The sequence below is a fragment of the Sorangium sp. So ce145 genome, assembly GCF_051525985.1.
Classification (GTDB): Bacteria; Myxococcota_A; Polyangia; order Polyangiales; family Polyangiaceae; genus Sorangium; species Sorangium cellulosum_B.
On the sequence record NZ_CP150315.1, the window covers coordinates 9041125 to 9053051 of the forward strand.

General features: G+C 73.3%; 11 protein-coding genes. 4 read left to right on the top strand and 7 right to left on the bottom strand.

Annotated elements, in window-relative coordinates; genetic code table 11:
- Positions 1-274 precede the first annotated feature (274 nt).
- The 3 genes from WMF34_RS33540 to WMF34_RS33550 all read left to right on the top strand — a co-directional run bounded on the left by WMF34_RS33540 (position 275) and on the right by WMF34_RS33550 (position 3539).
- Complete coding sequence (locus WMF34_RS33540; protein ID WP_437524352.1) at positions 275-754, top strand: hemerythrin domain-containing protein; 480 nt, start codon at positions 275-277, stop codon at positions 752-754.
- A 469-nt stretch (positions 755-1223) separates the two neighbouring features.
- Entirely contained in the window at positions 1224-1871 is a 648-nt protein-coding gene (locus WMF34_RS33545; protein ID WP_231864378.1) for a hypothetical protein, read from the top strand.
- 63 nt (positions 1872-1934) lie between these two features.
- Positions 1935-3539, top strand: a complete 1605-nt coding sequence (locus WMF34_RS33550) for a S8 family peptidase (RefSeq protein WP_012239188.1) — start codon at positions 1935-1937, stop codon at positions 3537-3539.
- 7 nt (positions 3540-3546) lie between these two features.
- On the opposite strand, the gene WMF34_RS33555 is transcribed toward WMF34_RS33550, so the two are convergent.
- The 7 genes from WMF34_RS33555 to WMF34_RS33585 form a co-directional block, all read right to left on the bottom strand.
- Positions 3547-4023 carry an STAS/SEC14 domain-containing protein gene (locus tag WMF34_RS33555; protein WP_012239189.1) on the bottom strand — a complete coding sequence of 159 codons (477 nt, stop codon included), beginning with the start codon at positions 4021-4023 and terminating at the stop codon, positions 3547-3549.
- Positions 3969-4394, bottom strand: a complete 426-nt coding sequence (locus WMF34_RS33560) for an STAS/SEC14 domain-containing protein (RefSeq protein WP_044966417.1) — start codon at positions 4392-4394, stop codon at positions 3969-3971. The genes WMF34_RS33555 and WMF34_RS33560 overlap by 55 nt, the downstream gene beginning before the upstream one ends.
- Positions 4395-4548: 154 nt before the next feature.
- Positions 4549-4974, bottom strand: coding sequence for an STAS/SEC14 domain-containing protein (locus tag WMF34_RS33565; RefSeq protein ID WP_044966419.1), 426 nt, complete (start codon positions 4972-4974; stop codon positions 4549-4551).
- 85 nt (positions 4975-5059) lie between these two features.
- On the bottom strand, positions 5060-5485 hold the full coding sequence (locus tag WMF34_RS33570) for an STAS/SEC14 domain-containing protein (RefSeq protein ID WP_012239192.1): 426 nt from the start codon (positions 5483-5485) through the stop codon (positions 5060-5062).
- 139 nt (positions 5486-5624) lie between these two features.
- Positions 5625-7268, bottom strand: coding sequence for an MXAN_6640 family putative metalloprotease (locus WMF34_RS33575; protein WP_231864379.1), 1644 nt, complete (start codon positions 7266-7268; stop codon positions 5625-5627).
- Entirely contained in the window at positions 7265-8053 is a 789-nt protein-coding gene (locus WMF34_RS33580) for an HmuY family protein (protein WP_012239194.1), read from the bottom strand. Before WMF34_RS33580 ends, WMF34_RS33575 begins: the two co-directional genes overlap by 4 nt.
- Positions 8054-8092: 39 nt before the next feature.
- On the bottom strand, positions 8093-9916 hold the full coding sequence (locus WMF34_RS33585) for a hypothetical protein (protein WP_012239195.1): 1824 nt from the start codon (positions 9914-9916) through the stop codon (positions 8093-8095).
- 414 nt (positions 9917-10330) lie between these two features.
- Here WMF34_RS33585 and WMF34_RS33590 point away from each other — a divergent pair, with 414 nt between their 5' ends.
- Positions 10331-11911, top strand: coding sequence for an ATP-binding protein (locus WMF34_RS33590; RefSeq protein WP_437990357.1), 1581 nt, complete (start codon positions 10331-10333; stop codon positions 11909-11911).
- Positions 11912-11927: the final 16 nt, after the last annotated feature.

Below are 11927 nucleotides of genomic sequence, written 5' to 3' on the forward strand. Positions count from 1 at the left end.
AGACAGCGGGAGATCGCGCCCCTGATCCACGGCGTCAGGAGAGGCCTGCCGCCTGCAAGGGAGCTCCCTGGGGCAAACAGGCACCTTGCGGGCGGCGGCGCGACATACCGCCATGATCGTCATCCCTCTTCGCTCGACCCCCGCAGACGCGCCATGTCGCCGCCGCGCTGCGGATCCGACGCCAGGGCGCAGCTGAATCTGCGAGTCTCGATCTGACAGGCTTTGCGCGCCTCTCCGGCTTGCTCGCCGGCGGTATCCGCTCCATAGAGATCTCATGGATGCCATCGATCTCCTCGTACGCCACCACCGCGAGCTCGAGCAGCGATTCTCCGAGCTGAAGGAGGCCTCTTCCGTCACCGCGGCGCAGTTCTCCGCGGCCGCCGACCTCCTCGCCACCCACATCACGATCGAAGAGCAGGACTTCTACCCGGCGGTCCGGGCTCGCCGCACCGAGGATATCCTCCTCGAGTCGCTGGAAGAGCACCTGTCCATCAAGCGCGTGCTGGCCGATCTCGTGGCCCTCGACGCCGCGGACGAGACGTTCGGGGCCAAGCTCCATGTGCTCGCCGAGCAGCTCGAGCACCACCACAAGGAGGAGGAAGAGCACCTGTTCCCCAAGGTCAGGAAGCTCCTTGACGACGGCGCGCGCGAAGCGCTCGGGCAGCAGATGCACGCGAGGATGCGCGCGCTGCAGCAGGGGGAGCCCCGCAGGCTCGTCCTGGGCCAGACGGACGCCGCAGCGCCCCTCCCCTGAACCATGCGCTGCCTCTCCAGCCCCCTCTCCCCGGTGGCCCCCGGTGCCGTGAGCGCCCGGACACGCAGCTCAGAGACGGCCGGACGGCTGAGCGGCTGGATAACTGGACGGCTGGACAACGGGACGGCTGTTAGAAACGATACCCTCACGCAACACGCGCGTGCTGAAGCCGGACGTAAAAACCTGAGCCGCACGCACGCCCTAGCGCCACCCTACAAGTCAGCCAGACCCGAGAAATTCGTCGGAGCGAATGCGATTTTTCTAGTAGGAGTTTCCCTACGGTTGTTATCCTAGACTGCTGCAAGTCTCGTGGCAGGGGTCCGGAATGGCCGCGGGAAGAGAGCATGCTGCGAAGAAGCCGATGGACACGGCCTGATGCCGTACGCCAGCGGCTCGGCGCAGCGGGCGCTGTCCGGCGCGCGAGCGAGCGATGTCCAACGCGCACCGGGGGATCTTCGACGGAGGTAGGATGACGGCTCGACCTGTACTCTCGATTGACACATCCTTCGACCCGGACAGCGCGTGGTTCGCGGCCGGACGCACGCAGCTCTACGGGCGTATGGGAGAGCAGTTCTCCATCGTACCGTTCGGACGCGCCAGCGCGGAGCGGAGGCGGATACTCCGCCAGATCGCGCGCGCCGAAAGCACGGGCAATCCCTTCCGGGCGATCGTTGTGTCGTCCCACGGCAAGACGAGCTGCGTTGTGGACGACGAGTCGCCCGACGGCATCCTGCTGTCGCACGAGAGCCCGGCGCAGGAGATCGAGCTCTGGGCGCGCAATCGCGTGCTCTATTTTTGCTGCGGCGAGACCGCGACCGGCCCGCTGTTCGACAGGCTCCTCGACGCGGGAGCGCGGGCGGTGGTCGGCTTCACGGGGAGGCTCGGCGCCACGACCGTCGACGGCAAGTTCTTCTGGCGGCTGCTCGATCACGAGCTGGTGACCTGCGCGCTGCACGACCAGCAGGTGCCGGGCTTCGAGAGGGCGAGGCAGCAGTTCCTGGAGCGCGTCACGCTGCGGCTCACGTCGCTCCCCGACGGCGGAGCGGTGCGGGACGAGCTCTCGAAGATGAGGGACATGCTCGTGTCGATGGTGATCCGGGGCCCGGGGAAGGGCTAGCCCCACCGCGGCGCGCTCTCCGGTAGACCGAGCGCCGCGGGGTCCGGTAGATCCAGGAGAGCCATGAGACGCAAGCCGGCGGCGGTGCTCTCCTCGGCGGCGCTCCTCCTTGCCGCCATGGCGGGCGACGGCCTCGCCAGCCCGCGCGCGGCCGTGCGCGAGGATGCGGAGGAGGCGCGCGACGCGTGGTTCATGGACGGCGGGCGCCACGTCGCGGTCGAGCGGCTCGGTCCGGCCGCGCTGGGCGCCTCCTCGACGCCGCGCGCGCTCGCGCCGGTGCGGCTCCGCTATCCAGGCGGCCGGACGGTCGAGGCGAGCGTCGGCGCGACCGCGATCGTGGAGGTCGAGCCCGGCGCGCTGGACATGTTCGACGCGCTCGGCGCCGCTGGCGTGGAGCTGGTGAGGCCGCTGATGCCCTCGATCGGGCTGTGGCTCGTCCGGGACAAAGGCGGCGGCGACGGCCTCGACCTCGCCCAGCGCCTCCAGGGCGCGGCGCGGCCGGCCTTCGTGCGCGAGGCGATCCCGGACCTCCACGTGCGCCTCAAGGCGCACGGCGCGCCGTTCGCGCCGGACGATCCGCGCCTGCCCGACCAGTGGTATTTCGACGACCTCCGGATGCAAGAGGCCTGGGGGCGCGCGCAGGGAGACGCGGCCACGTCCATCGTCGTCATCGACACCGGCTGCGACCTCGATCACCCCGATCTCGCCGCGAAGATGGATCCGGGCCTGGACGTCATCGACGACGACGACGACCCCACCTACCAGCCGGGCGAGCAGAGCGTGAACCACGGGACGGCCTGCGCGGGCCTGATCGCCGCCGACACCAACAACGGCGTGGGCATCGCGGGCGGCTGCCCCGCCTGCAGGCTGCGGTGCGTGCGGCTGATCGACGACGAGCCGCGGCCGATCTCCGCCTCGGTCGACGCCTTCGAGTTCGCCCTGCAGGTGAACGCCGCCGTCGTGTCGAACAGCTGGGGGTACGCCGACCCGATGCCCGTCCCCAGGGTGGTCGAAGCCGCGATCAACCGCCTGTTCGACGCCGGGCGCAACGGGAAGGGGGCGCTCGTCCTGTTCGCCGCCGGCAACGACGACCGGGAGATCCTCGACGACGAGCTCCAGGCCGTGCGCGGCGTCCTGACCGTGGGCGCCGTCAACCACCTGGAAGACGCGACGTCGTTCACGAACCGCGGGAGATCCATCGATCTCGTCGCGCCCACGGGGACGCTGAGCACCGACATCGCCGGGAGCGAGGGGGACGACGCGAGCGACTACACCGACCGGTTCGGCGGCACCTCGTCGGCGTGCCCTGTCGCCGCCGGCGTCGCGGGGCTGCTCGTGAGCGCCGCGCCCGAGCGGACCGCGGGCGAGCTCTACGACGTCATGATCCGGACGGCGCGGCTGGCGCCCTACGCGGTCCCCGACGAGAGCGGGCACGATCCCATCTTCGGGCACGGGATCATCGACCCTGTCGCGGCGCTCACGGAGGTGCTCGGGGACGAGCCGCCGCCGCTTTCGGGAGGCGGCGAAGGCGCCGGCGACCAGCGCGCCGGCTGCGCGTGCGCTTCGACCGGCGCGGGCTCAGGCGAGCGGCGAGGCCTCGCGGCGGCGGCGCTCCTCGGCCTGGCCGCGGCGGCGCGCCGGCGCGGCGCGGCCCGCGCGCGCCGCTGAGGGGATGTCAGGCCCCGGGCTGCCGCCCCGTCCGGAGCGCGCCCCGCTGCGCGAGGAGCCACGCGCGCGCCTCGCCTTCCGTGTCGAAGAACGCGATGGCGTGCGAGCGCTGCGCGAGGAGGTTCATGCTCTTGAAGACGAGCGTCCCGATGACGCGGATGGAGAAGCTCGCTCCGAAGACAGCGACCGCATCGAGGCGCGCCGAGCTCAGCCCTTCCGCGAACGCCTTGCGCGCCGGAGGCGGGAGCGCCCCGTTGCCGCGCGCATCGGCGAGCACCAGCACGTCGCGGCCGCTGTCCCGCACGCGCTGGCACGCGGCGGTGATCGCGCGCGCTATCGGCTCCGAGATGTCGCCCACGATCGCGACGAACAGGACGCCGTCGGGCTCTTCGCGGAGATCGAGGCGCGCGCCCTCCGGTCGGGGATCGCTCACGCGCCCCGCCGCCGCGTCGCCCGGAGCGCGTCCCGCTGGGAGAGCAGCCATGCGCGCGCCTCGCCCTCCGTCTCGAAGAACTCGACCGGATAGGATTGCCTCGTCAGGATCTGCACGCTCTTCGCGGCGAGCGTGGAGACGACGCGCACGGCGAAGCTCGCGCCGAACACCGCGATCGCGTCGAAGCGCACGCCGCGGAGCTCCTCCGCCATCACCTTGCGCGCCGACGCCGAGATGGTGCCGGTGCGGCGCGCGTCGGAGAGCACGAGGACCGCGCGGCCGCTCTCCGACAGGCGCCTGCACGCGGCGGCGATGGCGCGCGCCGTGTCGTCCGAGATATCGCCCTCGATGGCGGTGCACAGGATCCCCTCGGCGTCCTCGCAGAGGGCCCGGCTTGCGTCGTCGATGCGGGGGTCGCTCATGGCGTGCACGGTAGCTCGTTTGCGCGGCGGTACGACGTTCGCTCGCTCACGGACGCCACCCGCGCGACGACCGGCGAAGCGGCCGATCGAGCGCGTGGGTCGCGGCTCGGGGCTGCGCATGCGCCGGGTCGTCCGCGCGCCGCCGAGGGTGACGTCACGCCTGGATCCGCCGCCCGACCCGGAGCGCTCCCCGCTGCTTGAGGAGCCACGCGCGCGCTTCGGCCTCCGTCTCGAAGAACACGAGCACGGGGAGCCGCTTCGTGAGGAGGTTGATGCTCTTCACGATGAGCGTCGCCATGACGCGGATGGAGAAGCTCGCTCCGAAGACCGCGATCCCGTCGAGGCGCGCCGAGCGCAGCCCGTCCAGGTACACCTTCCGCGCCGCCGGCGCGACCGCCCCGCAGCGACGCGCGTCGGCGAGCACCAGGACCTCGCGGCCGCTGTCCGTCAGGCGCTGGAAGGCGTCCACGAGCGCGCGCGCGTTGTCCTCCAGGACATCGCCGTCGGTCGCGATGACCAGGAGGCCATCGGGCTCCTCGCGGAGCTCGAAGCGCGCGCCCGCCGGACGGGGATCGCTCATGCCAGGCATGGTAGCGCGTCCCCGCGACGCGCGTCCGGCCCGCCGGCGCTGGGCCGGCGGCGCCCCCCCCGGAGGGCGGCGGGCGTCATGCGCCCTGCCGCTGCGTCGCCCGGATCGCGTCTCGCTGGGCGAGCAGCCACGCGCACGCCTCGTCCTCCGTGTCGAAGAACGCCATCGGATAGACCTCGCCCGTGAAGAATTGCACGCTCCTCGAGGCGAGCGTGGTCACGACGCGCACGGAGAAGCTCGCCCCGAAGACCGCGACCCCGCCGAAGCGCACGCCGCGCAGCTCTTCCGCCATCGCGCTGCGCGCCGCCGCCGTCAGGGTCCCGACGCGGCGGGCGTCGGCGAGCACGAAGACCTCGCGACCGCTCTCCGACACGCGCCGGAACACAGCGCAGAGAGAGCGCGCGATCTCTTCCGAGATATCGCCCTCGATGGCGAAGCGAAGAATGCCGTCGGCGTCCTCGCGGAGGAAAGGGCATACGTCCTCGGAACGGGGCTCGCTCATCTCCAGCAGGCTAGCGCATCCGGCTCACGGGACGACGAGCGCCCGGGGCCGGCGCGGCAGAGCGCTCGCCGGGTGACGCGGCTCACCGAGCGCCGCTCGCCCTGCCACCGAGCGCGTCGCCCGGCGCGTAAGCTCCCTTTCAGCGCCGGCGCCGGCGCGCGGCCAGCGCGAGCAGCGAGGCGCCCAGCGCGCAGCCGAAGGACGCGGCGGAGCTCGCGGCCGCGGCGGCCGGCGCCGCGACGCGGCAGCCGCACCCGCCGTCGTCGACGCCGCCCGCTGCGCCCTCGGCGGGCGCCTCGCCGCCGGCGCCGCCGCCGCCGGTGGCCTCCGCGGCGGCCCGGCACGCGGCGACCTCGTCCGGCGCGCCGATGCACAGCGTCGGCTTGCGAGATTCGCCTTCTTGCAGGCCGTTCACCACGATCACGGCGAGGTCATCGGCGCCCGCCGTATCGACCAGCGCCGCGCCGGAGGCGACGTCGCCGGCGCGCACCACCTCGCCGTACACGCGGCCGCGCCGCGGCGCGAGCAGCAGCGCGAGGCCGGAGAGCTGCGCCGGATCGCCCGCGGGCGCCGCGAGCGCGGCCGTCATGGTCGCGCGCCCGGCGGGGGAGACGCTGAAGTACTGCGCCGACGCGTGGAAGACGCGCAGCCCGTCCGCGTAGGGCGCGGCGACCTCCTCCGGGGCGAGCCCGCGGTAGCCGGACCCGGCGGCGTAGGAGCGCTCGGGATCCGCGGCCGATCCGGTGAGCAGGTTCCAGGCGGCGAACTCCACGAACGCCTCGGCGAACGTCGTCTGCGCCCGCGACGAGAGCAAGGGGTCGAGCTGCTCGAACCACACCGGATCCGCCTCGCCGTTCGCGCCGTCCTCGAGGCGCTCCCAGAGCGCGCGGACCGTGCCGTCTCCGAAGCGCTCCTCGAGGAACTGGAAGAAGAGCGCGCTCCCGTAGCTGAAGGGGTCGACCGGGCCGGTGAAGGGCACGTCGAGCGACCGATCCGTGTTCGCGAGGTAGCCGTCGACGAAGCCCTCGAAGTCCTTCAGCGAGGGGTCGAACGACTCGGTCGCCCAGACCGCGGTCCCCTCCGTGATCAGCGTGTCCTGGCCGTGGTCGTAGCCCGCCTGCACCGCGTGGAAGAGCTCGTGGCTCCCGAGGATCCGGTTCGCCGCCAGCGTCGACGGATAGCCGTAGCCGCTGTAGTCGTTCTCCTGGGTCATGAAGCCGGCGCAGCGGTCCCCGCCTTCCTCGGCGCAGGCGTCGACGCGGAACGCCCCGTCGCCGACGCCGGCGAAGTCGACGAGGTAGACGTCGAAGCGGCCGTCGCCGCCGTTGTCGGGCAGGTCCTCGTCGCTCCTCGGCGGCCGGAAGCCGAGGACGTCTCGGTAGTGGGTGATGACCTCGTCGTAGACGGCGGCGACCTCCTCGACGAAGTCGGGGACGCCCGTCGCGTCGCCGTCCTCGGCGGGCACCGCGCAGCGCCCCTCGCGCGCGAAATGGACGAGGAAGCTCCCGGACGCCGACGCGAAGGTCTCGACGACGTCGTCCGGATCGAACCGGAACTGGAGGCTCGTGCCGCGCGAATCGGGCCGTTCGAGCGGCGCCGCGGCGGGCCCGTCGAGCGGCGCCGCGGCCGTGTCGTCCGCGCCGCAGCCGGCGAGCGCTGGCGCGAGCGAGGCCGCGAGCGCCGGCGCGAGCCAGGCCGCCGCGCGGCCCAGGCGGCGCCACGGGGCCGCGGCGCGGGCCAGACCGCGGCGCCACGCGGGCGCCGCGCAGGCGGTCCGCGTCACGGCAGGAACGCCCACCGGATCTGGAAGTTGGCGGAGCCGGTGTCCTCCATCGGGATCATCCCGGTCTCCTGGCACTGCGCCTGCGTCTGCTCGTTGTAGAAGTGCGTGACGGTCAGCTTGAGGCGCCGGCCGTCGGCGAGCTGGAGCACGTAGACGAGGCCCGTCATCTTCACGCACCCGGGGTAGGTCCAGTAGCCGGAGAGCGCCGTCGCCGGGGAGTCCAGCCCGGAGCCGTCGGGGATGAGCCTGCAGCTCTCGGTGAAGTACTCGTCGCTGCGGAGCCTCGGCTCGCCGGGCGCCTCGGTGATCCCATCGTAGTCCGGGGTGCCCGGGAGCCGCGCCGCCGTGACGCAGGAAGGCCCGGAGTGGCCGCTGTTGATGCGCACGATGTAGCGCCGGAAGGCGATGTCCCAGTCCATGGACTGGAGCGATGCCTCGTCGGAGATCTCGACCTTCTCGAGGCCGGCGTCCGTGAACCGGGCATAGACGTAGGCGTCGGGCTCGGAGGCGAAGGGGCCGCCCGCGGTGGCGTCGACGAGGGAGCGGATGCCGGCGCCGTCCTGCTCGTTGACGATCTCCCCGGGCGCCACGGCGTCCTGGAGGTTCATCTGCTGGAAGACCTCGTCCTCGCAGGGCACCGGCGTGGGCTCCGTGCAGACGGGCCCGGCGGGGAGCCCGCCGCCCTCCGCGCCGCCAGGGCCCACGGGGTCCTCGGAGCCGCAGGCGCACACGGCGACGAGGGCGAAGCCGGCGGCGACGAGGAGAGACGCAGGCGAGGTGCGCATGGGCTACATGGTAACCCAAAGTCGGAGCCGGCGTGCCCGCTAGGGCGCGCCGCTGCGCCGGTAGAGCCACCAGTCTCCGACGTGGTCGACGGCGACGATGCTCGGGTCCTTCGCGAAGAGGTGATCCGCCCCTGCCCGCCGGCGGACGAGGAACCAGTCGAAGAAGGCGCCGTGGCGGCGCACGTCGAATATCGAAGGCGTCCACTCCCACCGGAGCGGCGTGGGCGGCGGGACGACGGCGCCCGGCTCCTCGCGGGGCCTGTAGGCGACGGGCGAGGCGTCCCAGACGGCGAAGTGGAAGCTGAGCCAGCCGCCTCGCGTGGCCTGCACCCAGGCGGGGAGATGGATGAACGGCGTCGTCGTCCGGGTGGAGCCGCCGTGATCGAAGACGAGGTAGAGCAGCCTCGGCGCCTGCGGGATGCGGGCGATGATGGCGTCGAAGTCCCGCGTGCTCTGGTCGAACCGGCGGTAGTTGTCGCGGACCACGGCGCCGAGGAAGACGGCGGCGGCCGACAGCGCGAGCACGGCCGGCACCTTGAGCCAGGGTGATCGCGGCAGGTCCGGGAAGGCGCCGAGGGCCAGGAACAGCGCGGCGACGATCTCGCGCGGATAGACGTACCACCAGAGGCCGATCTGCAGCGGCAAGCTCAGGAACAGGCCCAGGAACACGATCGCGCAGGCGACCGGGACGAGGGCGGCGAGGCGCGCGAAGGACCACTGCGGCGAGGGCGCCGCGCCGGCCCCGGCGCCAGCGGGTAAGCGCGCAGCATCGGCGCTGGCGCCTTCGGGTGAGCGCGCAGCATCGCCGCCGGCGCCTTCGGGTGAGCGCGCAGCATCGCCGCCGGCGCCTTCGGGTGAGCGCGCAGCATCGCCGCCGGCGCCTTCGGGTGAGCGCGCAGCGTCGCCGCCGGCGCCGGCGAGCCGTGCGGCGGCGCCGGCGGCGCAGACGAGCAGCGCGGCGAGCACGAAGCGCGCTGCCCGGCCGGCCGCCGCCGCCTCGGCGGGGTCGGTGAAGCTCGTGAAGAGGAGCGACGGGACCTCGCCGAGCCGCTCCCAGTGGAGCGCGGGCGCGATGGGCGCCGCGTGCAGCGTGTCGGTCCGGACCGCGAGCCACGCCGCGAAGAGGGCCAGCGAGGGCGCGAGCGGGAGCGCGATGGGGCGGAGCCGCCGCGTCGCCGGGAAGACGACGATCGCCGTGCCGACGACGGCGGCGAGCGCGAACGGGAAGCGGAAGATGTGCGTGAAGAACAGCGCGACGAGCGCGAGCGCGAGCGCGATCTGCCGGCCGCGCGAGGGGCGTTCGAGGAGCAGGAGCGTCAGGCCGACGACCATCGCGAAGAGGCCGAGCGCGCCCATGTGGTTGAGGAAGCCCCAGTGGGTGAGGTTGCACCAGACGAGGAGCAGGCCGAGGACGCCGAGGAGCGGGCTCCGCTTCAGGCCGTGAAAGAGGACGGCGAGGCCCGCGGGCAGGAGCGCGAGCATCGCCGCCGCCGCGACCTTCACCGCGGCCACGGGAGGGAGGACGAGCATCAGCAGGGCGCCGAGCGCGTACATGGACATGTACGGGACGGCGAGCGGCTGGAGCGTGAACTGCTCGCGGAAGTGCCACGCCGGGTCGAGGTAGTGCCTGAACGCCGCCGTCTCGGCCGCGTGGAACGGGAGATCGGTCATCGGCGGATAGCGGACGACCGCGAGCGGGACGGCGATCACATAGACGGACGCGGCGACGACGACGAGGGCGAGCGCCGCGCTGAGGGGCGCACGGCGCGCGGCGCCAGCGCCGCGGCGGAGCAGGCCGGAGAGCGCGCGGCGCGCGGGAGCGGGCGCCGCCAGAGGCTCCGCCGGAGGGGACGGGGTACCCAAGGTGGCGGGAAGCTACCATCTCGGAACCGACCCGAGGCCCTGGGAGGCCCTCCTGGAGAGGTCGCGATGTACCGGCTCCCCCTACCGAGGGGGGTTCGGTCGATCTGGAACCGACAATGGGGCCTGGGAGGCCCTCCTGGACAGGTCGCGATGTACCGGCTCCCCCTCCCGAGGGGGGTTCGGTCGATCTGGAACCGACAGTGGGGCCTTGGATGGCCGCCTGAAGAGGTCGCGATGTGCTGGCTCCCCCTCCCGAGGGGGGTTCGGTCGATCTGGAGCCGACAATGGGGCCTCGGATGCCCGCCGGAAGAGGTCGCGATGTGCCGGCTCCACCTCGGCGACGCCAGCGCCGCGACGCCCGCGCCCGCCGCACGGCCCTTGCGGCCACCCGGCTCCGGGACGCAAGCTGCGCGCATGGCACGCCGCTTCAACACGGCCGGCCCCTGCCGCCCCGATTTGCACTACATGATCCCGGCCGAGCGGCGCCTGCCCGAGGCGCCCGGCCTGGTGGAGCAAGGCGCCTATTTCGTGGTCCACGCGCCACGGCAAACGGGGAAGACCACGGCGCTCCGCGCGCTCGCCGATCAGCTCACCGCCTCCGGCCGCTGGGCGGCGCTGCACTTCTCCTGCGAGGCGGGTGAGGCGGCGGGCGACGACTACGGCGCGGCCGAGCGCATCCTGCTCAGCTCGCTCCGGGCGCGCGCCGAGCTCACCCTTCCCCCCGCGCTGCATCCGCCTGCCTTCTCCGACGCCCCGGAGGGCCACCGCGTCGAGATCGCGCTGCGCGCCTGGGCCCGCGCCTGCCCGCGGCCGCTGGCGCTGCTCTTCGACGAGATCGACGCCCTGCGAGGCCAGAGCCTGCTCAGCGTGCTGCGCCAGCTGCGCGCCGGCTTTCCCGATCGCCCCGCCGACTTTCCCGCCGCGGTGGTGCTCTGCGGGCTGCGCGACGTGCGCGAGTACAAGGCGGCGAGCGGCGGCGACCCGAGCCGCCTCGGCACGGCCAGCCCGTTCAACGTCAAGCTCGAGTCCCTCAAGCTCGGCGATTTCGACCCCAGCGAGGTGCGCGAGCTCTACGCCCAGCACACGGCCGACACCGGCCAGGTCTTTGCTGAAGAAGCGGTCGAGCGGGCCATCGCCCTCACGGCCGGGCAGCCGTGGCTGGTCAACGCGCTCGCCCGCGAGATCGTGGAAAAGCTCGCGGTGCCCGCGAGCGAGCCGATCACCGCGGCGCACGTCGAGACGGCCAAGGAGCGCCTCATCCTGGCGCGCGCCACCCACCTCGACTCGCTCGTCGCCCGCCTGCACGAGCCGCGCGTCCGGCGCGTGCTCGAGCCGATCCTCTCGGGCACGCTCGCGATCGTCGGCGACGCCTACCAGGACGATCTCCAGTACGCCCGCGACCTCGGGCTCATCGCGCCGAACAACCCCGCGCGCATCGCGAACCCGATCTACCGCGAGGTCATCGCCCGCGTGCTCGCCGGCGACGTGGAGCCCGTCATCCTGGCCGAGCCGAGGAGCTTCGTGCTGCCCGACGGCCAGCTCGACGTCGCGCGCCTGCTCCGGGAGTTCGCCGCCTTCTGGAGGGAGCACGGCGAGGCGCTCTCCGGCAACCTCGGCTACCACGAGGTCGCGCCGCAGCTCGTGCTGATGGCCTTCCTGCAGCGGGTGGTGAACGGCGGCGGGCTGCTCGAGCGGGAGTACGGCCTCGGCCGGGGGAGGATCGACCTCCTGATCCGGTGGCCCTACCGCGCGCCGGACGGGTCACGCGCCGCGCAGCGCGCGGCGCTGGAGCTCAAGGTCTGGCGCGAGGGAGAGAAGGATCCCACGCCGAAGGGGCTCGCGCAGCTCGACGGCTACCTCGCCCAGCTCGGCCTCGACGAGGGCGTGCTCGTGCTGTTCGACCGCCGCGCCGCGGCGGGGGACGTCGAGGCGCGCACGCGGATCGAGGAGGCCCGGACGCCGTCGGGCCGGCGGGTGACGCTGCTCCGGGCCTGAACGGCCGCGGGCCGCG

Bases quoted from the DNA above. Each gene is read 5' to 3' on its own strand.
- WMF34_RS33590 (WP_437990357.1), top strand. From the start codon at position 10,331: ATGGCACGCCGCTTCAACACGGCCGGCCCCTGCCGCCCCGATTTGCAC.
- WMF34_RS33550 (WP_012239188.1), top strand. From the start codon at position 1,935: ATGAGACGCAAGCCGGCGGCGGTGCTCTCCTCGGCGGCGCTCCTCCTT.
- WMF34_RS33540 (WP_437524352.1), top strand. From the start codon at position 275: ATGGATGCCATCGATCTCCTCGTACGCCACCACCGCGAGCTCGAGCAG.
- WMF34_RS33580 (WP_012239194.1), bottom strand. From the start codon at position 8,053: ATGCGCACCTCGCCTGCGTCTCTCCTCGTCGCCGCCGGCTTCGCCCTC.
- WMF34_RS33565 (WP_044966419.1), bottom strand. From the start codon at position 4,974: ATGAGCGATCCCCGTCCGGCGGGCGCGCGCTTCGAGCTCCGCGAGGAG.
- WMF34_RS33560 (WP_044966417.1), bottom strand. From the start codon at position 4,394: ATGAGCGACCCCCGCATCGACGACGCAAGCCGGGCCCTCTGCGAGGAC.
- WMF34_RS33545 (WP_231864378.1), top strand. From the start codon at position 1,224: ATGACGGCTCGACCTGTACTCTCGATTGACACATCCTTCGACCCGGAC.
- WMF34_RS33555 (WP_012239189.1), bottom strand. From the start codon at position 4,023: ATGGCTGCTCTCCCAGCGGGACGCGCTCCGGGCGACGCGGCGGCGGGG.
- WMF34_RS33570 (WP_012239192.1), bottom strand. From the start codon at position 5,485: ATGAGCGAGCCCCGTTCCGAGGACGTATGCCCTTTCCTCCGCGAGGAC.